At 56.9% G+C, this 26,099-nt stretch carries 22 protein-coding genes; 5 read left to right on the top strand and 17 right to left on the bottom strand.

The annotated features are described in order from the left end of the window. Nucleotides 1–16: 16 nt before the first annotated feature. The 3 genes from ACZ439_RS22235 to ACZ439_RS22225 are packed head-to-tail and all read right to left on the bottom strand — an operon-like array spanning nucleotide 17 to nucleotide 2,665. The gene (locus tag ACZ439_RS22235; RefSeq protein ID WP_127607031.1) at nucleotides 17–775 is read right to left on the bottom strand and encodes an iron ABC transporter ATP-binding protein; all 759 of its coding nucleotides are present in this window, start codon (nucleotides 773–775) and stop codon (nucleotides 17–19) included. Then, nucleotides 769–1,713, bottom strand: coding sequence for an iron chelate uptake ABC transporter family permease subunit (locus tag ACZ439_RS22230; protein WP_330164464.1), 945 nt, complete (start codon nucleotides 1,711–1,713; stop codon nucleotides 769–771). The genes ACZ439_RS22235 and ACZ439_RS22230 overlap by 7 nt, the downstream gene beginning before the upstream one ends. Continuing rightward, nucleotides 1,703–2,665 (bottom strand): ABC transporter permease, encoded by a 963-nt coding sequence (locus tag ACZ439_RS22225; protein ID WP_054797506.1) that lies wholly within the window; start codon nucleotides 2,663–2,665, stop codon nucleotides 1,703–1,705. Before ACZ439_RS22225 ends, ACZ439_RS22230 begins: the two co-directional genes overlap by 11 nt. A gap of 349 nt (nucleotides 2,666–3,014) precedes the next feature. On the opposite strand from ACZ439_RS22225, the gene ACZ439_RS22220 reads away from it, so the two are divergent. Next, nucleotides 3,015–3,173 (top strand): hypothetical protein, encoded by a 159-nt coding sequence (locus ACZ439_RS22220; protein WP_464620226.1) that lies wholly within the window; start codon nucleotides 3,015–3,017, stop codon nucleotides 3,171–3,173. On the opposite strand, the gene ACZ439_RS22215 is transcribed toward ACZ439_RS22220, so the two are convergent. The 7 genes from ACZ439_RS22215 to ACZ439_RS22185 all read right to left on the bottom strand — a co-directional run bounded on the left by ACZ439_RS22215 (nucleotide 3,168) and on the right by ACZ439_RS22185 (nucleotide 13,723). Next, entirely contained in the window at nucleotides 3,168–3,785 is a 618-nt protein-coding gene (locus tag ACZ439_RS22215; protein ID WP_141336155.1) for an SLOG family protein, read from the bottom strand. The genes ACZ439_RS22220 and ACZ439_RS22215 overlap by 6 nt on opposite strands. A gap of 143 nt (nucleotides 3,786–3,928) precedes the next feature. After that, nucleotides 3,929–4,342: a PaaI family thioesterase gene (locus ACZ439_RS22210; RefSeq protein ID WP_054799969.1), complete on the bottom strand. Its 414-nt coding sequence runs from the start codon at nucleotides 4,340–4,342 to the stop codon at nucleotides 3,929–3,931. A gap of 57 nt (nucleotides 4,343–4,399) precedes the next feature. Next, the gene (locus ACZ439_RS22205; protein WP_464620225.1) at nucleotides 4,400–6,082 is read right to left on the bottom strand and encodes a long-chain-fatty-acid--CoA ligase; all 1,683 of its coding nucleotides are present in this window, start codon (nucleotides 6,080–6,082) and stop codon (nucleotides 4,400–4,402) included. Between the two features lie 31 nt (nucleotides 6,083–6,113). After that, nucleotides 6,114–7,883 (bottom strand): acyl-CoA dehydrogenase family protein, encoded by a 1,770-nt coding sequence (locus ACZ439_RS22200; RefSeq protein ID WP_127607424.1) that lies wholly within the window; start codon nucleotides 7,881–7,883, stop codon nucleotides 6,114–6,116. 31 nt (nucleotides 7,884–7,914) lie between these two features. After that, a complete protein-coding gene (locus ACZ439_RS22195) occupies nucleotides 7,915–9,096 on the bottom strand; it encodes an acetyl-CoA C-acyltransferase (RefSeq protein ID WP_127607426.1) in 1,182 nt (393 codons plus the stop codon). A 25-nt stretch (nucleotides 9,097–9,121) separates the two neighbouring features. Next, nucleotides 9,122–11,518 (bottom strand): 3-hydroxyacyl-CoA dehydrogenase/enoyl-CoA hydratase family protein, encoded by a 2,397-nt coding sequence (locus tag ACZ439_RS22190; protein ID WP_464621161.1) that lies wholly within the window; start codon nucleotides 11,516–11,518, stop codon nucleotides 9,122–9,124. Nucleotides 11,519–11,536: 18 nt separating this feature from the next. Next, nucleotides 11,537–13,723 (bottom strand): (Fe-S)-binding protein, encoded by a 2,187-nt coding sequence (locus tag ACZ439_RS22185; protein WP_464620224.1) that lies wholly within the window; start codon nucleotides 13,721–13,723, stop codon nucleotides 11,537–11,539. Nucleotides 13,724–13,886: 163 nt separating this feature from the next. On the opposite strand from ACZ439_RS22185, the gene ACZ439_RS22180 reads away from it, so the two are divergent. The 3 genes from ACZ439_RS22180 to ACZ439_RS22170 are packed head-to-tail and all read left to right on the top strand — an operon-like array spanning nucleotide 13,887 to nucleotide 16,292. After that, on the top strand, nucleotides 13,887–14,471 hold the full coding sequence (locus tag ACZ439_RS22180; RefSeq protein ID WP_054798451.1) for a TetR/AcrR family transcriptional regulator: 585 nt from the start codon (nucleotides 13,887–13,889) through the stop codon (nucleotides 14,469–14,471). Nucleotides 14,472–14,504: 33 nt separating this feature from the next. Further along, the gene (locus ACZ439_RS22175; protein WP_054798450.1) at nucleotides 14,505–15,272 is read left to right on the top strand and encodes an electron transfer flavoprotein subunit beta/FixA family protein; all 768 of its coding nucleotides are present in this window, start codon (nucleotides 14,505–14,507) and stop codon (nucleotides 15,270–15,272) included. Between the two features lie 42 nt (nucleotides 15,273–15,314). Further along, nucleotides 15,315–16,292 carry an electron transfer flavoprotein subunit alpha/FixB family protein gene (locus ACZ439_RS22170; RefSeq protein ID WP_054798449.1) on the top strand — a complete coding sequence of 326 codons (978 nt, stop codon included), beginning with the start codon at nucleotides 15,315–15,317 and terminating at the stop codon, nucleotides 16,290–16,292. A 66-nt stretch (nucleotides 16,293–16,358) separates the two neighbouring features. Here ACZ439_RS22170 and ACZ439_RS22165 read toward each other — a convergent pair whose 3' ends face one another. From ACZ439_RS22165 to ACZ439_RS22135, 7 genes are all read right to left on the bottom strand, one after another. Next, nucleotides 16,359–16,895 (bottom strand): glycerol-3-phosphate responsive antiterminator, encoded by a 537-nt coding sequence (locus ACZ439_RS22165; RefSeq protein WP_054798448.1) that lies wholly within the window; start codon nucleotides 16,893–16,895, stop codon nucleotides 16,359–16,361. Nucleotides 16,896–16,941: 46 nt separating this feature from the next. After that, on the bottom strand, nucleotides 16,942–18,444 hold the full coding sequence (glpK, locus tag ACZ439_RS22160) for a glycerol kinase GlpK (protein ID WP_054798447.1): 1,503 nt from the start codon (nucleotides 18,442–18,444) through the stop codon (nucleotides 16,942–16,944). A gap of 129 nt (nucleotides 18,445–18,573) precedes the next feature. Further along, nucleotides 18,574–20,271: a glycerol-3-phosphate dehydrogenase/oxidase gene (locus ACZ439_RS22155; RefSeq protein ID WP_127607430.1), complete on the bottom strand. Its 1,698-nt coding sequence runs from the start codon at nucleotides 20,269–20,271 to the stop codon at nucleotides 18,574–18,576. Between the two features lie 219 nt (nucleotides 20,272–20,490). Beyond that, entirely contained in the window at nucleotides 20,491–21,591 is a 1,101-nt protein-coding gene (locus ACZ439_RS22150; RefSeq protein WP_464620223.1) for a polysaccharide deacetylase family protein, read from the bottom strand. A gap of 133 nt (nucleotides 21,592–21,724) precedes the next feature. Next, on the bottom strand, nucleotides 21,725–21,877 hold the full coding sequence (locus ACZ439_RS22145) for a hypothetical protein (RefSeq protein ID WP_155613859.1): 153 nt from the start codon (nucleotides 21,875–21,877) through the stop codon (nucleotides 21,725–21,727). Further along, nucleotides 21,878–23,134, bottom strand: coding sequence for an aminopeptidase (locus tag ACZ439_RS22140; protein WP_054797935.1), 1,257 nt, complete (start codon nucleotides 23,132–23,134; stop codon nucleotides 21,878–21,880). A gap of 75 nt (nucleotides 23,135–23,209) precedes the next feature. Continuing rightward, nucleotides 23,210–24,067, bottom strand: a complete 858-nt coding sequence (locus tag ACZ439_RS22135) for an SDR family oxidoreductase (RefSeq protein WP_464620222.1) — start codon at nucleotides 24,065–24,067, stop codon at nucleotides 23,210–23,212. A 310-nt stretch (nucleotides 24,068–24,377) separates the two neighbouring features. Here ACZ439_RS22135 and ACZ439_RS22130 point away from each other — a divergent pair, with 310 nt between their 5' ends. Further along, nucleotides 24,378–26,003: an ATP-binding protein gene (locus ACZ439_RS22130; protein WP_127607434.1), complete on the top strand. Its 1,626-nt coding sequence runs from the start codon at nucleotides 24,378–24,380 to the stop codon at nucleotides 26,001–26,003. Nucleotides 26,004–26,099: the final 96 nt, after the last annotated feature.

The following is a 26,099-nucleotide window of genomic DNA, read 5'->3' as shown; positions in this document are numbered from 1 at the left end:
AGAATCATTTTATTATTTAAGCGAAATAAACGCATATACGCTGCCCATCGATCTGCTCGATCGGGATGTCCATCTCATACACATGCTTCAGTACCGCGGTGTCGATGATCTCTTCGGTCGGCCCCTCCTTCACGACGCGGCCGTCCTTCAGCGCTACGATATAGTCCGAGTAACAGGAGGCGAAATTGATGTCATGAATGACCAGCACGATCGTCTTGCCCAGCTCCTCCACCATACGCCGCAGCACCTTCATAATTTGTACGGAATGCTTCATATCGAGATTGTTCAGAGGCTCGTCGAGCAGGATGTACTCGGTGTTCTGCGCCAGCACCATCGCGATGTGGGCCCGCTGCCGCTGACCGCCGCTCAATTGATCGAGATATTTGTTCTGCATGTCCGCTAGATCCATGTAAGCGATCGCCTCGTCGACATGACGATTGTCTTCTTTCGTCAGCTTGCCCTGCGAGTAAGGAAAGCGGCCGAAGCTAACCAGCTCCCGTACGGTTAAACGGAGGTTGATATGGTTCGTTTGCTTCAGAATCGAAATTTTTTTCGCCAAATCGCCGGTTCGCCACTGCCCGATTTCCCGGCCGTCGATATAGACCTCGCCGCTGTCCTTCGTAAGGAGACGGCTCACCATGGAGAGCAGGGTGCTCTTGCCGGCGCCGTTCGGACCGATGAACGAAGTGATTTTTCCTTTGGCGATCTTGACGGATACGTTATCAACGACGGCTTTGTTTCCGTACCGTTTCGAAACCTTCTTGACTTCTACCACTTTTTATTCTCCTTTAATAGAAGATAGATAAAGTAAATGCCGCCGACCAGGTTAATCATGACGCTGATCGTGGTTGAGAACGTGAATACTCTCTCCACCAGCAGCTGGCCGCCTACCAAAGCGATGATGCTGATCAGCGTGGAGCCTAGAATCAAATACCGATGGCGGTACGTGCGGAGAAACTCATGCGCGACGTTCGCAACAAGCAGGCCGAGGAAGGTAATCGGTCCGACAAGCGCAGTCGAGACGGAGACGAGAATGGCTACGACGATCAGCAGCCTTTTGACCACATGATCGTAATCGATCCCCAGGTTAACCGCATGGTCGCGGCCGAGCGACAGCACATCCAAATATTTGGCGAATTTCGTAAAATAAGCAGTCGTGAGCGCCAGCAGAAGGATCGCCAGCCACAGCAAGTCCGTGTTCATCCGGTTAAAGCTGGCGAACATGCGGTCCTGCACGATCATGAACTCGTTCGGGTCGATCAGCACTTGCATGAAGGAGGTGAAGCTCGTAAACAGCGTGCCGAAAATAATGCCGATCAGCAGCAAAAAGTAAATGTTTCGCCCTTCCCGCTTAAACACCAGCTTATACAGCACGCCGGAGAACAGCACCATCAGCCCGATCGACAGCAGAAAATGCGAATGCTTGCTCATCATCGTCAAGGTGGATGCGCCGAACGCGAACACGACGAACGTTTGCATCAGCAAGTACAGCGAATCGAGGCCCAGGATGCTCGGCGTCAGGATGCGGTTGTTCGTAATCGTCTGGAACACCATCGTCGAGAGAGCGATCGAACCCCCGGTCAGTACGATGGCTGCGATTTTGACGCCGCGTTTGGGCAGCACGTAGTCCCAGTTGCCGCCGGACTGGATGACCATGAACGTCACGATCAGCGCGACGGACAACGCAGCGAGAATCCCTAGCTTAGCCTTCATGTTGTTCATGCGCCTTTCTTCTCAGAAGTAAATATAGAAAAATGCCGCTGCCGATAACGCCGACTGTCAGGCCGATCGGAATTTCGAACGGATAAATGAGAATGCGGCCGAGCACGTCGCAGAACATGACGAACACCGCGCCGAGCAGCGCCGTCGAGAACAAGCTTTTGCGCAGATGATCGCCTTGAAACATCGTCACGATGTTCGGGATAATCAGGCCGAGGAATGGAATCATGCCTACGGTTAGAATGACGACGGAAGTAACCAGCGCAACAAGCACCAGGCCGATATTGACGACCTGCTTGTAATTCAGCCCCAGATTGACGGAAAACTCTTCGCCCATGCCGGCCACCGTGAACCGGTCCGCGAACAGGTAAGCGACGATGACAAGCGGGATGCTGATGTACAACAGCTCATAGCGTCCTTTCATCACCATCGAGAAATCGCCGTGCAGCCAAGCGTTCATGCTCTGAATCAGATCGTACTTGTAGGCGAAGAAGGTGGTGAGCGAACCGACGATGCTGCCGAACATGAGCCCGACGAGCGGAATGAAGATCGCATCCTTGTATTTCACTTTGTCCAATATTTTCATGAAAATCAAAGTGCCGGCCAGCGCGAACACGAACGCGACGAGCATCTTCACAATCGGACTGGCCGAGGCAAACAGGAGCATGGCGACCAGAATGCCGAGCCTTGCGGAATCTTCCGTGCCGGCCGTCGTCGGCGAGACGAATTTATTACGGCTAAGCTGCTGCATAATGAGACCGATAATGCTCATGCTTACCCCGGCGATGATGAGGCTGATCAACCGCGGAATCCGGCTGATCGCAAGCACTTGCGCTTGCGCCTCCGTTAAGCGGAACAGATCAAGCGGCGAAATGTCTTTGACCCCGATGAAGACGGAACAGAACGATAAAACGATAAGCATTGGGAGCAGGTATCTTATTCTCATGTGTCATTCCCTCGAAAATGATAATCATTATCGTTCCATATTGTTGCATGAATCTACAGGTACTGAAATGGATTTTTCTTTTTTTCAGCATGGACTTTTCTTTAGAGGCAGGGGTGGAGAGGATGCAAAAACCGCTCAGGCGATAAGCCGCCGAGCGGTTGTAGAAGGGCTGCCGGTTGCCGGCACTAGAGTAAAGGGCAGAAAGCTGCACGGGGGCTTGGCCCCTCCCGTGACCGGACTTTCACCGGTTAGAAGATGCGTGCCACTGGGCACGCAGAGTAAAAAAAAGCCCGTCCGCAAGGGTCGGGCTGCCTGGAGCGGCAAACGCGTTCGCAGGAGGGACTAGTGGATGGACAGGGCCATTCGCATGGTTTGCAGCGGGACGCTTTTGCGGCAGCAAGCGTGCGCCTCGGCAGCCGCAGGCGGCACGTTGGCCAGCATCTGGCCATACGCCCGCCTTCAGCGCTCCGGACGCCCGCTGCTTCGGGCTGAACCGGCGCGTTCATGAAATGCCTTCGTCATCGGAGCCAGAGTCCCCGTACTCCCGGGAATACGCCAAAGCGCCGTCGTCCCAATCGTCCAACCGCTCTTCCTCGACGATGCTTTGCAGATCGTATTCCGTAATGCTGACGATCGGATAAGGCCGCACGAGCGCTTGCCGGGCGGCCAGCTCCTTCATAAATTTCGGCGAGCCTTCCTTCTCCTCGTCATAGAGGATGACCATCCCGTCGGTATTGCGGAGCAGAAATTTGTTGCTCTCTTTAAATTGCCACCCGCCCTCATATTTCGTTTTCGTCACGCTGTTGACGTAATCGGCCCGCTGCAGTACGCCGCTGTACAGACCGCGCTTCTCTTCGCTCCACTTCTCGTCCTGCTCCAGAAACGGCGTAATGACGGCCAAACGAAGGCCCGGATACTCGGACTTCAGCTCGACCGCCGCCTCGGCCGCCCACAGCTCGACGCCCCATTGTCCGCTGACGATGACCCATTCCAGCCCATCGTCCAGCAGGGCGACCAGCTGCTTCCGGATCGCCTTCTTGATAATGCCGATGCCCGGATGCTTCAGCGAAAAAATGCCGAGCTCCGACGCTTTATAACCGGTGACAAGAACCCGCTTCATCCGCTCCCACATCCCTAGTCCGTTCATTCTCTTCCTCGTAGGTATTAGGGTAGCATAGACGAACGTGTTAATAAAGCACCGGATTTAACGCTCCTTCCCCACCCGCGCCTGAACGAAATAACGCCGAAGGCTGCTGCCCCCTCCTACTTCGTGCCTCCCCTAATGCGAAACGTGCCCGTGCCCAATGCGCACAGGTCGCCGCTTTCGTTATACGCGCGGGCTTGCGTCGTCACCATTTTGCGCGAGCTGTGCACGACTTCGGCAGTCACCCGCAGCGTACCGAGGTTCACCGGCGCCAAGTAATGGAGATACAGGTTGGTCGTCACGACGCTCTCCCCGGGCTTCCTCGCCATCGCCGCGAGCCCCATCGCGGAGTCGATCAAGGTCGCATGCACACCGCCATGCAGAATCCCGATCAAATTGAGATGATGCGGCTGAATGTCCAGCGTAACGACGACGCCTTCCGGCGATAACGATTCCAGCTTCGCTCCGAGGTGATCCCAGAAGGTGCCCCGGGACGACTCTTCCAGCCGCTGTATATCAGATGACGGATCCATGGCCGTCTCCTCCCGTCTCCAGCCAAAATACGGGCAAATCCGCGAACGCCCGCCTTCCTACAGGTCTTGTTTCAGCTTTTCCGCTTCCTCCTCGATCAATTTGCGGCGCAGCACCTTCCCGACGATCGTCTTCGGCAAGCTATCGCGAAACTCGAACTGCTTCGGCACCTTGTAAGCCGCAAGCCTTTCCTTGCACCACGCTTTCAGCTCTTCCGCCCCCGCCTCCCCATCCGGCTTCAGCACAATATACGCCTTGACCGTTTCGCCGCGGTACGGATCGATGACGCCGGCGACAACCGCCTCCTCGACATCCGGGTGCTCGAACAGCACTTCCTCCACTTCGCGCGGATAAATGTTGTAACCGCCTGCAATAATCAAATCTTTGCGCCGATCCAAAATATAAAAATAACCGTCCTCGTCCATCCGCCCCAAATCACCGGTGTACAGCCAGCCGTCCTTCAATACCTTCTCCGTTTCGTCCGGTTTGTTCCAGTAGCCCTTCATCACTTGCGGTCCGCGAACGACGAGCTCGCCGATTTCCCCGACCGGCAGCTCTTCCCCGGTTTCCAGATCGACGACCCGGCTGTCCGTGTCCGGAAACGGAATTCCGATCGAGCCCGGCTTGCGCTTCTCCCAAATATTGTTCGCATGGGTGACGGGCGACGCCTCGGTCAGCCCGTACCCTTCGATCAGCTTGCCGTTCGTCATCCTCTCGAACTCCACCTGCACCTCATGAGGCAGCGAGGCCGCCCCGCTGATGCAAAATTTGATTGACGACAGATCGTACTCCTTCACTTTCGGATGATGGATCAGCGAAATGTACATCGTCGGCGCACCCGGGAAAATCGTCGGCTTCAGCTTGTGGATCGCCGCAAGCACTTGATTCGCGTCATAGCGCGGCATCAGCACGAGACAACCCGCGACATAGGCGGATTGATTCATGAGCACCGTCATGCCGAACACGTGGAAGAACGGCAGCGCCGTCATATACTTTTCCTTGGCGACCTCCGTTCGATACGCCCAGAGCTTACACTGAATGGCATTCGCGATCAAATTGTAATGGGTCAGCATGACGCCCTTCGCAATTCCGGTCGTGCCTCCGGTATATTGAATCAGCGCCAAATCGTTCTCCGAATCGACCGGAACGCCGCCGGGTTCGGGCGTGGCGCGACGCAGCAGGTCCACCCACGATACAACGCCGCCGCCATACGCAACCTCGCGTTTCAGGCCGTCTTTTTTGGCCTTCAAGGGGTACAGCCAGTTTTTCGGAAAAGGCAGGTAATCTTTGATCGAGGTGACGATCACCTGTTTAATTCCGGTCTGAGGGACGACCTTCATGACGCGTTCGAACAGCAGATCAAGCGTGACGATCGTCGCCGCTCCGGCATCGTTCAACTGATGTTCCAGCTCACGCGGCATATAGAGCGGATTCGTCATGACGACGATACCGCCGATCATCAGCGTTCCGTAATACGCAATCATCGCCTGCGGGCAATTGGGCAGCATCACAGCCACCCGATCCCCCTTGCGGACGCCAAGCCCGGACAGCGCGCCGGCAAACCGATAGGCGGCATCCAGAAGCTGACGGTAGGTCATCTTTTTCCCTAAAAAATGCAGGGCGTCCCGATCCGGATAATCGGATGCGCTTTGCACCAAAAAATGCGCTAAATTTTGCTTCGGGTATTCGTAGGTCGCTGGCACTTCGGCAGGATAATGGCTTAACCATGGTTTGCTGGACAAGTCGACCACCCCATGACTCATGATGTCGGGATCAGAGCACATATTTCTCGGCTTCGATCACGCGAGAACCGATGGAACGTTTCAGTGCGATGCTGTCTACCGCCGTTCGGCGCGCCAGCTTCTTCAGCACGGACAACTGGGTACGCAGCATATCGCCGGACTCCATAGCCGCGAGCGATTGTTTCGCCCGCGCTTCGATCCGATCGAACGATTCGTGGACGAACACGGTTGTCATCTCCACAGCAAGCCGGGACTTCGCTTCCCCCGAGCGGGCCATCAGCTTCTTCGCGCGCAGCAGCGCGCTTTCCATGGCGAAGACTTCGATCATGATGTCGGCCAAACCGCTTAGTATTTCCTGTTCTTGCTCCAGCTTCATTTGATACTTCTGAACAGCTCCGGCGCCGGCCATAAGGAACACCTTTTTGGCCATCGCCAGCAGATGCGTCTCCTGCTCCAGCGCGCCTTCGAACAGCTGCCCCGGGACGAGGGACAGCAGGTCGGATTGCAGCGCCATCGCCTTCTGCATCAAAGGCAGCTCGCCTTTCATCGCGCGTTTGATCAGCGTGCCCGGGATGAGCAGACGGTTGATCTCGTTCGTGCCTTCGAAAATCCGGTTGATCCGGGAGTCCCGATAGATGCGTTCAATCCGGTACTCCTGAATAAAGCCGTACCCGCCGTGAATTTGCACGCCCTCATCGGCGACGAAATCGAGCGTTTCCGAGCCGAACACTTTGTTGATCGAGCACTCGAGCGCATATTCCGCGATTGCTTTCGCCGATTGATAGCCGGCATTCTCGCTGCCGTGACCGACTTCGGCGAGTCCTTCATCGAACAAACCGGCCGTCCGGTACACCATGCTCTCCAAGACGAAGGTGCGGATGTTCATATCCGCCAGCTTGGCGCCGATCAACGGAAAGGATGAAATTTTGCGCCCGAACTGGGAACGCCCGTTCGCATACTTGGAAGCGTATTCGATCGCATCCTTGGATGCCCCGAGGCAGCCCGCCGCCAGCTTGAAGCGGCCGATGTTCAAAATATTGAAGGCGATCAAATGGCCTTTGCCGACCTCCCACAGCAGGTTTTCCGCCGGCACCTGCACGTCCTCGAGAATGAGCGGGCATGTGGACGACCCTTTAATGCCCATCTTCTTCTCTTCCGGACCGATGCTCACGCCTTCCATCGTGCGCTCGACGATAAATGTGCTGAAATCGGTGCCGTTCACCTTGGCGTATACGATGAAGACATCCGCAAATCCGGCGTTCGTAATAAACTGCTTCGTCCCGTTCAGCACGTAATGCGTTCCGTCTTCCGACAAGACGGCCGTCGTTTTGGCGCCAAGCGCGTCGGAGCCCGAGGACGGCTCCGTTAAGCAGTAGGCGGCGATTTTCTCGCCGGACGCGAGCGGCGGCAAATAGCGGCGCTTCTGCTCCTCGTTGCCGAAATACACGATCGGCAGCGTGCCGATGCCAACGTGCGCGCCGAGCGTCAGCGCAAAGGAAGACGCCTTCGTCAGCTTCTCGTTGATCAGCGTCGAGCTGATCTTATCGAGACTGAGCCCGCCGTACGCTTCCGGCACATCGGCGCCGAGCAGTCCGAGCTCGCCCGCTTTGCGCAGCAGGCTGACGGACAACGCATAGTTCAGCTTCTCCACTTCTTCCTCGTGCGGGACCACTTCGCCGGCGACGAAGTCCTCGGTCGTCTGACCGATCATGCGCTGCTCTTCCGTAAAATCTTCCGGGGTTACGACTCGGTTAAAGTCGATATCGTCGATGATAAAGCTGCCGCCGATCGTTTTGCTCATCTCGGGTTCTCTCCCTTGTACGCGATTTGGATTACGCATGAACTTCGAACACACCGGCCGCGCCCATGCCGCCGCCGATACACATCGAGACGACGCCGATGCCGCCTCCGCGGCGGCGCAGCTCGTGAATGAGCGTGGCGGACAGCTTCGTGCCCGTACACCCGAGGGGGTGGCCGAGCGCGATCGCGCCGCCGTTGACATTGACCTTCGCTTCGTCAAGCTCCAGCTGGCGAATGATGTGCACGCACTGCGAAGCGAAAGCCTCGTTAATCTCGAACAAGTCGACGTCGGCGAACGTCAGGCCTGCCATCTTCAGCGCCTTCGGGATCGCTTCGACCGGGCCGACGCCCATAATCTCCGGCTCGACGCCGGCGAGAGCGAACGAGCGGAACGTCGCCAGCGGCTGCAAGCCGAGCGCCTCGGCGCGCTCCCGGCTCATGAGCACTGCCGCAGCCGCGCCGTCGCTCATCTGCGACGCGTTGCCCGCCGTCACCGTGCCGCCGAGCTTGAACGCCGGCTTCAGCTTGCCGAGCGTCTCAAGCGTCGTATCGGCGCGGACGCCTTCGTCTTCCTCGAAGACGAACGTCCGGCTTCTCACCCTGCCGCCGTCGTCGACCTGTTGGAACTTGACCTGCACAGGCACGATCTCGTCGCGAAACTTGCCTTCGCGCAGCGCAGCCGCGGCCTTCGCATGAGAACGGGCGGCGAAGCGGTCCTGATCCTCGCGGCTCACGCCGAAGCGGTCGGCGACATGCTCGGCCGTATGGCCCATGCCGATGTACACCTGCGGCATTTGCTCCACGATCTTCGGGTTCGGCGACACCTTGAACCCGGTCATCGGCACGTGGCTCATGCTCTCCACGCCTCCGGCGATCAGCACATCCGCAGCGCCTACCATGATGCGCTCCGCCGCGAACGCGATCGACTGCAAGCCGGACGAGCAAAACCGGTTGACCGTCAACGCCGGCACCGTCGCCGGGAACCCGGCGTACAGCGACATGATGCGGGCGAAGTTGAGCCCCTGCTCGCCTTCCGGCATGGCGCAGCCGATGATGATGTCCTCGACGTCCTCCTTCTTCAGCCCGGGGGTCCGCTCCACGACGGCTTGCAGCACCGCCTTGCCCATATCTTCCGCGCGCGTCTGGGCGAAGCTGCCTTTCTTCGCCTTGCCGATCGCGGTTCGGGCGATCGATACGATTACCGCTTCTTTCATTCGCCTTCCCTCCTCTGTCGAATAGTCAGTTCCGCAGCGCTTTGCCCTTGGCCAGCATGTGCTGCATCCGGGCTTGCGTCTTCGGCTCGCCGCACAAGCTCAAGAACGCTTCGCGCTCCAGATCGAGCATGTATTGCTCCGTGACGAGCGAACCGGCCGGCACATCGCCGCCGGCAAGCACGTGAGCGAGCTTGTTCGCAATCTTCAAGTCGTGATCGCTGATGTAGCCTCCCTGCTTCATCCCGTAAGCGCCGAGCTGGAGAACGGCTTTGCCCTCTGCGCCGACGACGCGGATTTTCTCCTCCCGGATCGGCTCGTAGCCGCCGCGCGCGAGGCCCAGCACGGACCGCTTCGCTTCGTAAATCAGATGCTCCTGATTCACGACGATACGGTCGGTCGGCTTGAACAAGCCGAGCTTCAACGCGTCATGGCCGCTCGTCGATACTTTCGCCATGCCGATCGTTTCGAACGCCTGGTTGATATACGGCTGCATATCCGCATCGGGATGCGTAACACGCTGGCTCGTGCGCAGCGCCAGCTCCTTGCAGCCGCCGCCGGCCGGAATCAGGCCCACGCCCGCCTCCACAAGGCCGAAATACGTCTCGGCCGCAGCCACGATCCGGTCCGCCGGCATGCAGGCTTCGACCCCGCCGCCGAGCGTCATCCGGTGCGGCGCCGCGACGACCGGCTTTTCGAACCGTTTCACCTTATACATCGTGTTCTGGAACAGGCGGATGATACCGTCGATTTCGTCCCATTCCTCGTCCTGGGCTTCCATGAGCAGAATCATAATATTCGCGCCTACGCAAAAGTTCCGTCCCTGATTGGCGATGACGAGGCCGTCGTAATTGCGTCGAACCTCCTCCAAACTCTGCTGGATCATCACCAAAATATCCGCGCCGATCGCATTGTTCGGCGAATGGAACTCCAGGCACGCCACCCCGTCGCCAAGATCGATCAGGCTTGCGCCGCTGTTCGACTTCACGACTTTGTTATGCTCCTTCAGCCGCTTCAACGAAATCTCTTCCGCAGGCGTTTCCAGCTGCTTATATTCGCCCCGGCTCACATAGAACGTCGCGCCTTCCTGCTTGCGGTAAAACGACGTGTGGCCTGCCGCCACCCAGTCCTTCACCCAAGCGGGCACCGCCGTTCCTTCCGCTTCCATGCGCTGCACCGACTTCGGCAATCCGATGGCATCCCACGTCTCAAACGGCCCAAGCTCCCAATTGAAGCCCCACTTCATCGCCTCGTCGATTTCCCGGACGGTATCCGCAATTTCGCCGAGCTTCTCGGCCGAATACACGAGCACCTTCTTGAGAATGTTCCACGCCAGCTCTGAGTAGCGATCGCCTGCGCCGATCAGCGCCTTCGTCTTCTCCTTCGCGCCTTTAGCGAGCTTCGCCGCTTCGAGCGAAGCGGAGGACGGCTTCTTCTGCGGCTCGTATTCCATCGCAGCTACGTTCAAAGAGAGAATTTCACTGCCGTTCGGACCCTTCTGCTTCAAATAAAAGCCTTGACCCGACTTCTCCCCGAGCCATCCCTTCTCCACCATGCCGCGCAGCGCCGCCGGGACGGCAAATACAGCTTTCTCCGCTTCGTCCTGCGTCGATTCGTATACGTTGTTCGCGACATGCACGAACGTATCGATTCCGACCAGATCGAGCGTGCGGAAGGTGGCGCTTTTCGGCCGGCCCATCGCAGGCCCGGTGACGGCATCCACCTCTTCGACGGCGAAGTCTTTGTCCAGCATTTCCTGCAGCGTCACGAGCAGCCCGTAGGTGCCGATCCGGTTGGCGATGAAATTCGGCGTATCCTTCGCCAGTACGACGCCTTTGCCAAGGCGCTTTTCGCAAAATTCCCGCATCCCGCTGACGATGTCAGGTTCCGTGAGCTCGCCCGGAATCAGTTCAAGCAGCTTCATATACCGCGGCGGGTTGAAAAAGTGGGTGCCGAGGAAATGCCGCCTGAAAGATTCGCTGCAATCCGCCGACATGGCCTCGATCGAGATGCCCGACGTGTTTGAGCTGACAACCGTGCCGGGCTTCCAATGGGCTTCGACCCGGGACAACAGCCGCTGCTTGACCTCCAGATTTTCAACGACGACCTCAATGACCCAATCGACATCGGCGATTAACGCCAGATGATCGTCCAGATTGCCCGGCGTAATGCGGTCTGCGAACGCGTCGTCATACAGCGGCGAAGGCTTCGTCTTGCGAAGCTTCTCCACCGCCTGTGCGGCAAGCCGGCTGCGCACGGCCGCGTGCTCCAGCGTAAGCCCTTTGGCCGTCTCCTCATCCGTCGGCTGCTTCGGCACGATGTCCAGCAGCAAGCAGGGAATACCGGCGTTCGCCAAGTGGGCGGCAATGCCCGAACCCATCACACCGGACCCGATTACCGCCGCTTTACGTATCGATCTCATCATCATGGACCTACCTCCGTCTCAATGCGTAGTGGGAATTTGGGCATTTCCGGAGCCGAATACGGCTTGCTCCAGCAGCTCCGCGATATCTCTGGCTTTCACTCGGGATTCGACCTCCTTCATCTTCGTCCCGTCCTCCATCATCGTTAAGCAGTACGGACACGCGCTGCTGATGACCGTCGGGTTCGTGCGAAGCGCCTGCTCCGTCCGGGCCGCGTTGACACGCTTGCCGGACGTCTCTTCCATCCACATCATCCCGCCGCCGGCGCCGCAGCACATCCCGTTCTCGCGGGTGCGCTCCATCTCGACGAGCTCCACCCCGGGAATCGCCCGCAGTACGCTGCGCGGCTGATCGTACACGTTGTTGTAGCGCCCAAGGTAACACGAATCGTGGTAGGTGACGCGCTCCTTCAGCTCATGCTGCGGCTTCAGCCGGCCGGTGCGGACCAGTTCGTCGAGCAGCTCCGAATGATGCTGCACCTCCACGCCCTCCAGGCCGAAGTCCGGATACTCGTGCTTGAGCGTGTTGAACGTATGCGGACAGGCGGTGACGATTTTCTTGACGCCGTATTTCTCGAATGCTGCGATATTTTCAGCGCACAGCTGCTGGAACAACATTTCGTTGCCGAGTCTGCGCGGCGTGTCGCCGGAGTTTTTCTCTTCATTGCCGAGAATCGCGAAGCTGACGCCAGCCTCATGCAGCAGCCGGACGAAGGCGCGGGAAACTTTACGGCTGCGCAGGTCGTACGAACCCATCGACCCGACGAAGAACAAATAGTCGAAGGCCGGGTTTTCCTTCACCGTCGGCACCGCCAGCCCTTCGATTTCGCCGGTCCATTTGCTCCGGTCGCTGCGGCTGAGACCCCACGGATTGCCTTGGCGTTCAATGTTTTGCATCGCGCGCTGCCCTTCATGCGGCATGCTGCCCTGCATCAGGACCAGGTGCCTGCGCAGGTCGACGATCTTGTCGACATGCTCGTTGCCGACCGGGCATTGATCCTCGCAGTTGCGGCACGTCGTACAGGACCAAATTTCGTCCTCCGTCATCACATCGCCGATCAGCTCCACTTCCGTCGCCGATTTCCCGGTTTGCGTCTTCCACGAAGCCTGCTGCCACTGCAGTGTAGGGCGAATATCGGTTACAACGTCGTCACCCGCTCTCCAGCCGACGCCTTGATCGTCCATCGCAGTCATCATATGAGCGCCCGCGGACGAGCCAGCTGGCCCGGTAAAGGCGAATTCCGGCACCCAGGGCGACTTGGACGTCACGGCCGCGCCCTTCTCTACGAGATGGTCCCGCAGCTTCACGATCAGATGCATCGGCGACAGCGTCTTGCCGGTGTTCGACGCCGGGCATACGTTCGTACAGCGTCCGCATTCGACGCATGCATAGAAGTCAAGCATCTGCTTCTGCGTGAAATCTTCGATCCTGCCGACGCCGAACGATTCGGCCTCCTCGTTCTCGAGATCCAGCTTCTTCAAGCGGCCGACCGGCTCCTGGCGCCGGAACCAGATGTTGACCGGGGCCGTCATGATATGAAAGTGCTTCGATTGCGGCACATAGACCAGAAAGGCGAGCAGAATGAGCAGGTGAAGCCACCAGCCGGTGTAAAAGGCGGCCTTTGCCGCACCGGCGGACAAGCCGACGAACGATGCGGCGATCGCGGACGAAATCGGAGCGTAGGCGCTTGCCGGATGCCCGAGCCATACGCGTTCGAACGCAAGCGACAGCAGAACCGAGAGCATCAGGCCGAGGATGAAGAAGAGGACGAGGCTCGGCTTCCATCCCTTTTTCAACCGGGGCAGCTTCTCGGCATACCGGCGGAACGCCGCATACCCCATCGCGATCAGGATCGAGAAGACAGTCGCCTCCTGCAGCAGGCTGAACGCGTCGTAGCCCGGGATCGGCAGATTCTTTCCCCCGGTCAGTCCCTTAAAGATCAGTTCCAAAGCCCCGAATTGCAGGATGATGAAGCCGTAGAAGATGACGAGATGCATGACGCCGCTTTTCCTGTCTTTCAGCAGCTTGGTTTGCCCGAAAATCTCGGCCATGAACGCCCCGGGCTTCTCGCGGCCCTGCCTTCTGAAATCGGCAGGCTGCCCGAGCTTCATATACAAATAACGGCGGTACACGGCTTTGCCGAACAAAAGGACGCCGTATCCGGTTACAGCCACAAACAACAGCGCGTTCACGATCTGCCACATCATCTCGCCCGACCTTCCTTTCAACTGATTTGGAAGCGGTTACAAACAGTTTTCATAAAAATCTTATGAGTGAAATACGTTGACAATAAGTACCGTTTCTCATAAGATTAGGATAATGAATGAGTATTCATTCAGTTATTTGAATCTTAACATCGGGGTGCCCGAAATGACAAGTAGGAAAAAAGAAAAATATCATTTTATTTTGGACGCCGCCTTGAAAGTGATTGCCGAGAACGGGTACCACAACGCACAAGTATCGCGGATCGCCAAGGAAGCCGGGGTCGCAGACGGGACGATTTATTTGTACTTCAAAAATAAGGAGGACATCCTTATTTCGCTGTTCCGGGACCGGCTCGGAGACCTCGTACAGCTGTTTCACGACAGCATTCAGGAAACCGATTCCGCGGATGAAGCGCTTCGCAAAATATGCGAAATTCACTTCACCCAGCTGGAGACGAACGTCAACCTGGCCTACGTGACCCAAATCGAGCTCCGGCAAAGTTCGATTGAGCTGCGCAAGGCGATCGGCGAAGTCGTGAAGACGTACATCGAGCTCATTGAGAAGGTGCTGCGGCAGGGCATCGACGCCGGCTTGTTCCGTGCCGATCTGGATGTGAAGCTGACCCGGCTGCTGGTGTTCGGCGCCATGGACGAGGTCGTCACGTCCTGGCTCATCTCCGGCCGCAAATATACGCTCGCGTCGCAGGTCGACAAAACCGTCGATTTTTTCATCAGAGGCTTGAAAGCATAGGTTCTCTATATTGTATGGGGAGGGGCAGTACACATGAACATTTATGTGCTGATGAAGCAGACGTTTGACACGGAGGAAAAGATCGTGATCGCGAACGGCGCCGTATCCGAGGACGGCGCGAAGTTTATCATCAACCCTTACGACGAGTACGCAGTGGAGGAAGCGATCCGCCAGAAGGAACGGCACGGCGGCGTCATTACGGTCGTCTCCGCAGGACCGGAGCGGACCGCCGAAGCGCTGCGGACCGCCTTGGCGATGGGCGCGGACGAAGCCGTGCTCATCACGGACGACCGGCTCTCCGGGGACGAGTATGCCGTATCCAGGGCGCTGGCCGCTTATCTCGGGCAGCAGCCCGCAGACCTCGTACTCGGCGGCAACTTCTCGGTCGATACGGGCGCCGGTCAAGTCGCGGTTCGCGTCGCCCGGCTGCTGAACCTCGCGCATACGTCCTCGATCACGAAGCTGGACATCGCAGACGGGCGCGCCACCGTACTGCGCGACGCCGAGGGCGATACCGAGACGCTCGAAGTGACCCTCCCCGCCCTGTTTACCGCGCAGCAAGGCTTGAACGAACCGCGGTATCCGTCCCTGCCCGGCATCATGAAGGCAAAGAAGAAGCCGTTCCGGCAGCTGACTCTGGACGATCTCGGTTTGAGCGAGGCGGACATCGCGCCCCGGACGGTGCGCGAGTCGCTCTCGCTGCCGCCGGCGCGCCAGGCGGGTCAGCTGCTGTCCGGCGATCCGCAGCAGCAAGCCGCCCAACTCGTGCATCTGCTTCGTACGGAGGCGAAGGCGCTTTAATCGAAGCGCCCGACATTACGCATACCAAGGAGGGTTCACCCTATGAGCCAAACGTATATGATCGTCGCGGAAGTACGAGGCGGCAAGCTTCGTCAAGTCTCATTGGAAACGCTTCACGCCGCCGCTCTGGCCAAAGGCGAGGGCGACCGCATCAAAGCCGTCCTGATCGGCCATCAGCTAGCCGAATTCGCGCAGGAGCTGTCCGGATACGGCGTCGATCAGGTCGTGACCGCGGATCACGCCGGGCTCGCGCACTACAACCCGGACACGTATTTCGCGGCTTTATCGGAGATGATCGACGCCGTTCAGCCGTGCGCCGTCTTCTTCGGGCATACCTCGACAGGCCGGGATTTGGCTCCGCAAGTCGCCGCCCGGCTCGGCGCCGGACAAATATCAGATGTGATCGCCCTGGAGAAGGACAGCTCCGGGCTGGTGTTCACACGGCCCCTGTATGCAGGCAAGGCGTTCGAGAAGAAGCGGTTCACGCAAGGACCGTTCGTCGTCACGATCCGGCCCAACAACATCTCCGCCGCCGCAGCTGTGCCCGGCTCGCAGGCCGAAATCGTGCAGGCCGCTTACGTCCCTGCCGCCGATCTTCGCTCCGTCGTGAAGGACGTGGTGCATAAAGCTTCGGGCAAGGTCGATTTGACCGAAGCGAAAATCGTCGTCTCCGGCGGCCGCGGCGTCAAAAGCCAGGACGGCTTCAAGCCGCTCGAGCAGCTGGCTGAAGTGCTGAACGCCGCCGTTGGCGCTTCCCGCGGCGCATGCGACGCGGGATACTGCGACTATGCGCTGCAGATCGGCCAAACCGGCAAAGTGGTGACCCCGGAAATTTACATCGCCTGCGGCATCAGCGGCGCCATCCAGCATTTGGCCGGCATGAGCCAATCGCGCATCATCATTGCCATTAACAAAGATCCCGACGCACCGATCTTCCAAGTGGCCGATTACGGTATCGTCGGCGACCTGTTCGAGGTCGTGCCGCTCCTGACCGAGGAGTTCAAGAAAGCTTTGGCCTGACATCAACAAGAGCACCCTGACCATACGAGGTCAGGGTGCTCCACGAAACTTTCAACTCTTATGAGGTTACCACAACTCCGCCCTGCTGGTGGATACGGCAATCGCGCCGGCCTGGAATAAGGTGGCTACGTCCTCTTTCTTCTCAACGAACCCGCCAAGAATAATATCCACACCCGTTTCTTTCTTTACGGTTTCCAGCTTCGGATAAGAGAAGCTGGGGAGGATTTCAATATAGTCCGGCTTCACTTGCGCCGCAGCATGAATAATCGTTCTTATGGAATGAGAATCGATCAGAAAGCCCCGCTGAATGGCGCTCAACCCGTATTTCTTCGCATGAATCAAGGAAGAGGTTCTCGTACTGATCACGCCATCGATCTTGATCACTTTGGACAGAAAATGAATGGATGCCTCATCTTCCTTGATGCCTTTGACCATATCCAGATGGAGATAAATTTTCTTTTTCGCTCTTTTGACGCTTTCGACGATGCCTTGCAGCTGGATGAGCTCGCCTTCAAGCAGGAAAATCACATCTTGCGGCGCAGCGAGCGCCATTTCCAGCTCTTTAAAATTTCTTACGGCCGGTATAACCATATTTTTGATCATAACGCGTCCTCCACGTCCAGCTTATCTTCCTGACGTATGGATGGTGTCACTCTTCGTCCTTCTCCCATTCCATCGTTCGTTTCACGGCTTTCTTCCAGCCTTTGTACAGTTTCGTGCGGACTTCTTCCTCCATATTCGGCACGAACGTCGCATCCCCGCTCGCACGCTTCGCAATATCTCCTTTGTCCCAGAAGCCGACAGCGATCCCAGCCATATACGCCGCTCCGAGTGCCGTCGTTTCCGTCACCTGAGGCCTTTGTACGTTCACCCCCAGAAGGTCTGCCTGGAACTGCATCAGCAAATTGTTCGCCGTAGCTCCGCCGTCCACCCGCAGGGACTGCAGCTTCAATCCGGAGTCGCTTTCCATCGCGCTCAGGACGTCCTTCGTCTGGTAAGCCAGCGAGTTCAGCGTGGCTCTTATAATATGCTCCTTTTTGGTTCCCCGCGTTAAGCCGAACATGGCGCCTCTCGCGTACATATCCCAGTAGGGTGCGCCTAAACCGGCAAAAGCAGGTACAACGTACACGCCGTCGGTATCTTTGACTTTGCCGGCGTAAAACTCGGAGTCCGCCGCCGAATCGATCATTTTCAACCCGTCGCGAAGCCATTGCAGCGCTGCTCCGGCAATAAATATACTTCCTTCCAGCGCATACTCGACTTTGCCTTCCATGCCCCATGCGATCGTCGTCAACAGCCCGGACTTGGAGGCAACTGCCCGGTTTCCCGTATTCATCAGCATAAAGCAGCCTGTGCCGTACGTATTTTTGGCCATGCCCGATTCGAAGCAGGCTTGCCCGAACAGCGCCGCTTGCTGATCGCCCGCAACCCCGGCGATCGGAATTTCGGAGCCCCCGAATGTTTGCGGATCGGTGACCCCATAGAGGCCCGCGGACGGTTTGACTTCAGGCAGCATCGAGAATGGAATCCCAAGCTCCTTGAGCAGCTTTTCATCCCAGCACAGCTCTTTGATATTATACAGCATCGTACGGGCGGCGTTGGAATAGTCCGTGGCATGTATCTGCCCCCGCGTTAATTTCCAGATCAGCCATGTATCCACGGTGCCGAATAACAAATCGCCCCGCTGCGCTTTTTCCTTGGCTCCCTCGACGTTGTCCAGGATCCATTTGATCTTGGTGCCCGAGAAATAGGCATCGACGACAAGTCCCGTGTTGTCCCGAATGTAAGGCTCCAGACCTCTTTCCTTCAGCTCGTCGCAAATCCCCGCCGTTCTCCGGTCCTGCCATACGATTGCGTTGTATACGGGTTTTCCGTTATGTTTATCCCAGACGACCGTCGTTTCCCTCTGGTTCGTAATCCCGATCGATGCGACCTCCTGCGGGCGTATGCCGACGGTTTCCAGAACTTCCCGTGCTACCCCGCTTTGCGTTCCCCAAATTTCCATCGCATCGTGCTCAACCCAGCCGGCTTTCGGATACAACTGGGTGAACTCCTTTTGAGCCATGCCTACGATCGTTCCCGCTTTATCGAAGAGAATCGCCCGGGAGCTGGTCGTACCTTGGTCAAGGGCGAGTACATATTTCTTGTCCACACAAAAACCTCCTACTTATGTCTTGCTCCTGTCAAAGCACCCGTCATTTGCACGGCGTTGCATCCGGGAACCTGACTCCAGAAGAAATTCTCCGCTCCGGCTGGCGCAATCGTCCCTTATCCATTCCGGCTAAATGGCTTTGGAGTAGTTCCGCTTGGTCTCATCGCGAGGCGTGACCGCATCCTGCATCTCTTGTTCCAATTCGCTCGCGTACCTTGCGGCGGTCTCTTCGTCCCACCCGAACATCATCTTCATGCAATGAACGACCTGGTCCTTATATGCCTTGGCCAGACCCATATGAAACAGGACGGCCCCTGACCGCCGAATCAGGAAATCGACCGGTTTTACCGACATTTCCTCCTGTACGGCATACATCAAGCTGAGATACAGGTCGAGAGGCAAACCATACTTCTCCGCCTCGGCCTTGCCATTTCCCGATTTTGCGATCTCCAAAATTTTATCGATATTAGAACCGTATAGCTGCGCCAATTTCCGGCCGCTCTCCAAGCTTAGCCCATATTGAAGCGCAAGTGTAGCCTTTTCTTCAACAAAATGCGCAAAATTCGAAGATCCGCCTACATCGCCGCCGGAGATAGGCAGCGTTTTGGTCCTGCAGGGTTGAAAGGTAAGCTGATATTCGTGATGAAGGTGCTCCGCAACCAGGTCGACGACCATCTCGGCCATCTTCCGGTAGCCGGTCAGCTTGCCGCCGGCGATCGTGATCAGCCCGGAGTCCGATTCCCAAATTTCATCTTTCCGTGAAATTTCAGAAGGGTCCTTGCCTTCCTCATAGATTAAAGGCCTTAAGCCGGCCCAGCTCGATTCAATGTCTTGCTCACGAATGCGCACATCAGGGAACATGTCATTGATGGCCTTGATCAAATAGCTTCGATCTTCCGTGGACATCTTCGGATGTGCGATATCCCCTTCATAAAAAGTATCCGTCGTCCCCACATAGGTTTTGCCGTTCCGGGGAATGGCAAAGACCATCCGCTTATCGGGAGTGTCAAAGTATATAGCCTGCTTCAACGGAAACCGGCTTTGATCAATGACGATATGCACGCCCTTCGTCAAGCGCAGCTGCTTCCCTTTTTTGGAATTGTCCTTCTCGCGCACCGTATCTACCCACGGCCCTGTTGCGTTTACAATCTTTTTGGCAAACAGCTGTATCGTTCTTCCCGACAACCGATCGACAACCTGGGCTCCGATTGCCTTGCCGTCCTCATACAAGAACTGCTCGACTTTCGCATAGTTCACAGCGAAAGCGCCAAAATCTACCGCGCGTTTAAGGACTTCGATCGTCAGTCTGGCATCGTCCGTCCGATACTCGACATAATAGCCGCTGCCTTTCAAGCCTTTCTTCTGGAGCAAGGGCTCCCTTTGGAGCGTCTCGCTGACATTCAGCATCTTGCGCCGCTCGTTCGGCTTCACGGCGGCTAAGTAATCATAAACCATTAAACCGATCGAGGTTGAAAAAGTGCCGAACGTTCCGCCTTTGTAGATCGGCAGCAGCATCCACTCCGGCTTCGTCACGTGCGGTCCGTTCTCGTACACGACGGCCCGTTCCTTGCCCACTTCCGCCACCATTTTGACTTCGAAGTTTTTCAAATAACGCAGTCCGCCATGAACCAGCTTCGTGGAGCGGCTGGATGTTCCCGCGGCGTAATCCTGCATCTCTACCAATGCGACCTTCATCCCCCGGTTAGCGGCGTCTAAGGCAATACCGCTGCCTGTAATTCCGCCGCCTATCACTAATAAATCCACATGCATACCGTTTATTTGGTCTAATAAGGCGTCACGATCGAGCCCTGAAAATTTGGATGGCATCTGCTAAAACTCCCTCGCCGTTTGATTTACATGGTTGACGGAAACACAAAAATCCACACCCAATGGTATCCTTATTATGCCTAAGGATACCAAAAAGTGTGGATCTCAACATTCTCCGTCACATTGTATTTACTTGATACTAATCATAGTATTAGATGCAGCCGCTGTCAAGGGAAATGATCAGGGGCGTGCCTGGATTCGCCTTTCGTCAAGCGGGCGCTACGGCTTGCTCAACCTGCGGACCCATTCCGACAAGCGCTCTTTGCCGTTCACATAAATACGCTTCAGCTCCAAAGGCGGCTGCGCCGAAGTGGTCCAGCCTTGCCGGATTGTAAAGGCGTAACGGAACCCGGCCTCCTCCAGCACGGACAACGTGGTCTTGTTGAATTCGCCGTACGGGTAACAGAAGACGTCGGCCTTCGTCCCGAGCTTCTCCTCAATGAGCCGGCGCGCTTCCGTAATTTCCTCCTTCTGCTTCTCGGGAGAAAGCTTGGGCAGATGCGGGTGCGTCATGCCGTGCGGCTGAATATCCCAGCCCGACTCGTGCATTTGCTTCACCTGCTCCCAGTTCAGGTAACCGTCCTGACCTGCGACGCCGGGGGACATGAACAGCGTTGCGGGAAATTGATGCTTCTGCAGCACAGGCATCGCGTGCTCGAAGTTGTCTTCGTAACCGTCATCGAACGTCAGCAGCACGGGCTTCGGGGGAGCCGGCTTCTTTTTCTCAAGGATCAGGATAAATTCGGTTAAGGAGAGCGGCGTAAATCCGTGCTCGGCCAAATACGACATTTGAGCGGCGAACTTGTCCGGAGCAAGCACCAGCGAATTGCCCGGATCGTGACCGATGCTGTGGTAGTTGAGCACGGGCATGGATACCGTCTTCTTGTCTAGCGCAGCGGGGAAGGCTTCCGCCTCCGCGTTCGCGGAGGACCCGGCGTACACGACGGCCGTTACAGCCTCACGGCCTTCCGCAGCCGCTTCCGCCGCGGCTTGGGAGGCCGCCGCGGCCGCAGCCGTCTCGTTGACGCCGGGCGATGGCGCCGGGGCTTCGGGCGGCGACGTTGCCGCAGGCGGCGCATCGCCGGCAGCGCCAGCGTCTGCGGCGTCCGTGTCCGCCGCGGACGCAAGCGCCGCTGCTGCAGAAGGCGACACAGCCGCATCCGGTTCCGCAGGCGGCAGCGTCTCCTGCCGGGGCACCGCCGCAGTGAGGGGCGCTTCCCGCCCCGGCGGCGAGCCGGCTGAGGAAGTGCAGCCGGCGGCCCATAAACCGACGCCGGCCAGGACAGATAGCGATAGAGCGGAAGCCAGCTTACTTTTCATACGAATCCTCCCGCGCAAGAGTAATAAGCGAAGCCGGCAGCCTGTTTGCATGCTGGACATTCGTGTCATTTTGATCCTCTCAGGTAAGGCTATACGACTCATTCTTACATATGTATGCGGGCTGTCCGTGTTATTATTTCTCCATCGTCGAATAAATTCCTTTGCCCGCTTCGAAATCATGAGCTGCTCGGATGACGAACGGCAGCACTTGCGCGCTCACGGCCAAAAAGCGGAACGCCGTGCGCCGCAGCGCCCGAACATTCCGCTTCTGACCAGCCTGCCGCATCTAGTTCGCATGAGCTCTGCCCGTCACCCAGTTCCCTTGCCGGAACAACGGCTCTCGCTTGCCGTCCGGCAGCTCTCCGTCAATATCGAGCTCGGCCGATCCGACCATAAAGTCGACATGCGTCAGACTGACATTCGCGCCCTTCGCCAGCAGCTCCTCCTGCGTCATTCGCGTACCGCCCTCCAGCGTAAAAGGATACGCGCTGCCGATGGCAAAATGGCACGAGGCGTTCTCATCGACCCCGGTGTTGTAAAACACCCGGTTCAAATTCGATATCGGCGAGTCGTGCGGAACAAGCGCGACTTCCCCCAGATAACGGGCTCCCTCGTCGGTTTCCAGCAGTGCGGTTAAATAGTCCAAACCCGCTTCCGCCGAATAATCGACGATCCGGCCGTTCTCAAAGGTGAGCGAAAAGCCTTCCACCAGCCGGCCATTCAAATTGAGCGGCTTCGTACTCGTCACCGTCCCGTGGACTCCCAGGCGATGAGGCATCGTATACACTTCTTCGGTAGGCAGATTGGCTACGAAATAAACGCCCTGATCGTCGGTTGTGCCGCCGCCATGCCAAATATGGCCCTCCGGCAGCTCTACGGACAAGTCGGTGCCCTGTGCCCGGTAATGCAGCTTTTTATATTTCTTCGCATTCAAATCGTCTTTCGCCGTCTTCAGCCGGTCGATATGCGCTTGCCACGCCGCGATCGGATCCTCCCGATCCACCCGGTTCATCTTGAAAATGGTGTCCCACATCGCCTGAATCCGCTCATCCTCCGGCAGATCGGCAAATACTTTGGCCGCCCATGCGCGGGTCGGAGCTTTCACCAAGCACCAGCTGAACTTTTTATTGCGTACATAGCCTTGAAACTTTTGGCGCGCCACAGCGGCCGCTTTCGTGGCAGCCGTTACTTTATGCGAGTCAACGCCCTTGTATAATTCGGGGTCGGGCACTTTGATGTTCAGCAGCGCTCCCCCGCCTTCTGCGAGCTGTTCCATCATTTGCGCAGTCCACGCCGGGTAATAAGAAAACGACTCGTCCGGCGCATAAGCGAAACGGGTTTTCGTCACTTCCTCGTCGTCCCACTGCACCTGAACATATTTGGCTCCCGCTTGATACGCTTTTTGCACCACCTTGCGGGTAAACCCGGCGGCTTCGAGCGGCGATTCCACCAGCAGCACCTGACCCGGTTGAATGTTGACGCCGACGCGTACGACGAGCTCCGCATATTTTTCCAGATGTTGTTCAAATTCGTTGCTATCCATCTGCCTTATCTCCTCGTCCGAAAGTTCAAAATGTATATCCGTTAGTATACGCCAAAATGATGAATGAGCCCAAAGTCAGTTCAATATACGGAGCAGCACGCGCTCGTACAAGTTCCATGGCAGCAGCGCTTTCGCGCGCAGCGCGATTTTGGCGCCCCTGCCAAGCGGGTACCGCAAACTCGGGTTGGACAAAGCAACCACCCCGGCGATCCGATCGGCCACTTCCCGGGGGTCGGGCGCCGCTTGCGCGGCCTGCCGCGAATAACGCAGGACGCGCGCGAGCGGCTCGCGGTAGGGAGACGTGGCTGACGTGCAGATCGTATCAAAGCCTTTCTGCCAAATCGCAGTGCGGTAAGCGCCCGGCTCGATCAGGACGACGCGTACGCCGTACGGTCTCATCTCCAATCGCAGCGATTCGCTGAACCCTTCGACCGCGAACTTGGACGCGGCATAAGCCGAGTATCCCGGGAAAGCCGAACGGCCGCTGATGCTGCTTACATTGACGATACAGCCGGAACGGCGCTCTCGCATATGCGGCAGCACCGCTTTCGTGACGGCGACCAAACCGAAGAAGTTCGTCTCCAGCTGCTCGCGGAACCGCTCCATCGGCACATCCTCGACGAACCCGCCGACGGCCATGCCGGCGTTGTTCACCAGCGCGTCGATCCGCCCGTACCGCTCCGTTACGGCAGCGACGGCCAGCTCAATCGATTCCGGCTTGGTCACGTCAAGCGGCATCGTTTCGATCAGTTCCCCTACGCCGTCCCGCACCGCCCGTTCCAGCAGATGTTCGCGGGCTGCCACGTTACGCATCGTGGCGGCGACCCGATATCCCCGGCGCGCCAGCGTCACCGAAACGAGCAGGCCGAACCCGCTGGAAGCCCCTGTGACGAGCGCTACGGGCCGTTTGGCATCAAGGTTCTCCTTGCCCATCTTCATGACCTCCTCCGTTTCAACCAGCAGATGTTCATTAACGGCATCCCGTTTGCTCTCATCATACTTGGGATGGGCTGAGGGGACAAGCGAGGGGACAAGCGCAGCCCCCTGCCGATCCGCATTTTCCCGGGCCAACCGCCTGCGGGCGGGTGTCCTTCCCGCTGCTTTCAAGCGCGTATTCGTCGGACTTCACATCCAAACAATATTTATCGATACGACATTAACTGACATATTTTTCAACTATCTCGATATATAATATAACAGGTAACCCATATTATGGAATAAATGAACAGGAGTAAAGACAAGAATGAGTAACAATGTGATGGACGCCATACTGGAATCTCAAGAACGCTGTAAACAAATCGGATTAAATCCTGCTCTTATTCCATCCCCTTCCAAGAAACTGTCAGCTCGTGAACTATATAACCGACGCATGAAATATGACGAGCTGCTGTCCGTCATGAGCCTCTTTGCCGGGCGGGTCATCCACTTGTTGTCGCACACCCCGATCCTTCTCGTTCTAACCGACGAGCAAGGATTTATTCTTGAAATGTACGGCGACCAGTTAATTAAGAAAACCGTCATGGATCTCGGCATCATCAAGGGCATTCAATACAGCGAAGAAGATATGGGCACGAATTCGGTACATCTTGCCTTACAGGTCGACGCGCCGGTGGCCATTATCGGGGAAGAGCACTACCATCAGGCGCTTCATCAATCGGCTTGTTACAGCGTCCCGTTTCATTTCTGCAGCATATTCCCGCTTTCGGGAACGATTTCGTTATTGACTACTCTGGAGCAGAACAACCCGATTTATTTGACGCTGCTCAGCAACATTGTCGATTCAATCGAACGGGAGATCCTGCTGATCAAAAATAATCGTCAGCTCGACCTGCTCAACCGCATATTAATCGAAAATATGCGCTACGGGATCATCATTACCGACGTTTACGGCCGCATTACGGAATCCAGCCCGTTCATCGAACAAATTACGCAAAGCGCGAAGGCCGATCTGATCGGCTGCTCCGTGTTCGACATCGATCCGTTCGGCCGATATATGTTTGAAGTGCTGCAGCACGGCAAATCCTTTGAAAATGTGGAAATTACGTTCGGCAATCCGCTGAACGGCGGACTCGTCTGCCAATTCGACAGTTATATCATTTATGACGAGCACCGCCGGACCAAAGGCATGTGCGCGCAGTTTCGCGACATTACCGAGCGCCATATGCTCGAGAAGCAAATTATCGCCGCCGAGAAATATTCCGCCATCGGCAAGCTGGCGGCCGGACTCGCCCACGAAATCCGCAATCCGCTCACGTCCATTATCGGATTTATCAAGATGTTCAAATCAGGCGCTGTCCCCCCGGAGAAAGAAAAGCTGTATATCGATATGGTGTACAGCGAGCTGCTCGGATTAAACGACCTCGTTTCGCAATTTGTGCTGATGGCCAAGCCCAGCGTACCCGACCGCAAGCAGATCGATATTCAATCCCTCGTCGAAGATACGCTGCATTTCATGGAAAGCCAGTTTATTATGAAAAACGCTTACGTTCAATACCCCCTAAGCGGTCAACCGATTTACCTGCATGCCGACCCCGCGCAAATCAAACAAGTGCTCATTAATATATTGCAAAATGCCCTGGAAGCTTTACACGAGAAAGGTACGATCCAAGTCAGCATCGAACGCGACGATAAGCATGTGCGGATTCGAATCGAAGATAACGGTATCGGGTTAACCGAGAACGAGCTGAAGCAAATATTGCATCCTTTCTTTTCCACCAAGGAGAACGGGCTTGGGCTCGGGCTGTCCGTCAGCTACCGCATTATCGAAAACCATGGCGGCACGATCGATATCACCTCTACGAAATATGTCGGGACGACGATGACCGTCGTGCTTCCGCTGCCCTCAGCGCAGCCGCCGTACAGCAAGTAAAGCTGCATAGGTTTACGCACGCTTGTATACGCCAAGAAGAACCGTCCGCTCTGAACTGGTCAAGTTTTTGTAGACAGAGATATTAAAGCCGCTAAG

The organism is Paenibacillus sp. JCM 9796 (assembly GCF_055379675.1).
The sequence above is the reverse complement of the archived record's forward strand: the minus strand, read 5'-3'. Positions and strand labels throughout refer to the sequence as shown.

Coding starts and splice junctions, on each gene's coding strand:
- ACZ439_RS22210 (WP_054799969.1), bottom strand. CDS start 4,342: ATGGATCCGTCATCTGATATACAGCGGCTGGAAGAGTCGTCCCGGGGC.
- ACZ439_RS22190 (WP_464621161.1), bottom strand. CDS start 11,518: ATGATGAGATCGATACGTAAAGCGGCGGTAATCGGGTCCGGTGTGATG.
- ACZ439_RS22170 (WP_054798449.1), top strand. CDS start 15,315: ATGAGCCAAACGTATATGATCGTCGCGGAAGTACGAGGCGGCAAGCTT.
- ACZ439_RS22130 (WP_127607434.1), top strand. CDS start 24,378: ATGAGTAACAATGTGATGGACGCCATACTGGAATCTCAAGAACGCTGT.
- ACZ439_RS22195 (WP_127607426.1), bottom strand. CDS start 9,096: ATGAAAGAAGCGGTAATCGTATCGATCGCCCGAACCGCGATCGGCAAG.
- ACZ439_RS22140 (WP_054797935.1), bottom strand. CDS start 23,134: ATGGATAGCAACGAATTTGAACAACATCTGGAAAAATATGCGGAGCTC.
- ACZ439_RS22165 (WP_054798448.1), bottom strand. CDS start 16,895: ATGATCAAAAATATGGTTATACCGGCCGTAAGAAATTTTAAAGAGCTG.
- ACZ439_RS22155 (WP_127607430.1), bottom strand. CDS start 20,271: ATGCCATCCAAATTTTCAGGGCTCGATCGTGACGCCTTATTAGACCAA.
- ACZ439_RS22225 (WP_054797506.1), bottom strand. CDS start 2,665: ATGAGAATAAGATACCTGCTCCCAATGCTTATCGTTTTATCGTTCTGT.
- ACZ439_RS22230 (WP_330164464.1), bottom strand. CDS start 1,713: ATGAAGGCTAAGCTAGGGATTCTCGCTGCGTTGTCCGTCGCGCTGATC.
- ACZ439_RS22220 (WP_464620226.1), top strand. CDS start 3,015: ATGGACAGGGCCATTCGCATGGTTTGCAGCGGGACGCTTTTGCGGCAG.
- ACZ439_RS22150 (WP_464620223.1), bottom strand. CDS start 21,591: ATGAAAAGTAAGCTGGCTTCCGCTCTATCGCTATCTGTCCTGGCCGGC.
- ACZ439_RS22175 (WP_054798450.1), top strand. CDS start 14,505: ATGAACATTTATGTGCTGATGAAGCAGACGTTTGACACGGAGGAAAAG.
- ACZ439_RS22180 (WP_054798451.1), top strand. CDS start 13,887: ATGACAAGTAGGAAAAAAGAAAAATATCATTTTATTTTGGACGCCGCC.
- ACZ439_RS22200 (WP_127607424.1), bottom strand. CDS start 7,883: ATGAGCAAAACGATCGGCGGCAGCTTTATCATCGACGATATCGACTTT.
- ACZ439_RS22135 (WP_464620222.1), bottom strand. CDS start 24,067: ATGGGCAAGGAGAACCTTGATGCCAAACGGCCCGTAGCGCTCGTCACA.
- ACZ439_RS22215 (WP_141336155.1), bottom strand. CDS start 3,785: ATGAAGCGGGTTCTTGTCACCGGTTATAAAGCGTCGGAGCTCGGCATT.
- ACZ439_RS22185 (WP_464620224.1), bottom strand. CDS start 13,723: ATGATGTGGCAGATCGTGAACGCGCTGTTGTTTGTGGCTGTAACCGGA.
- ACZ439_RS22145 (WP_155613859.1), bottom strand. CDS start 21,877: ATGCGGCAGGCTGGTCAGAAGCGGAATGTTCGGGCGCTGCGGCGCACG.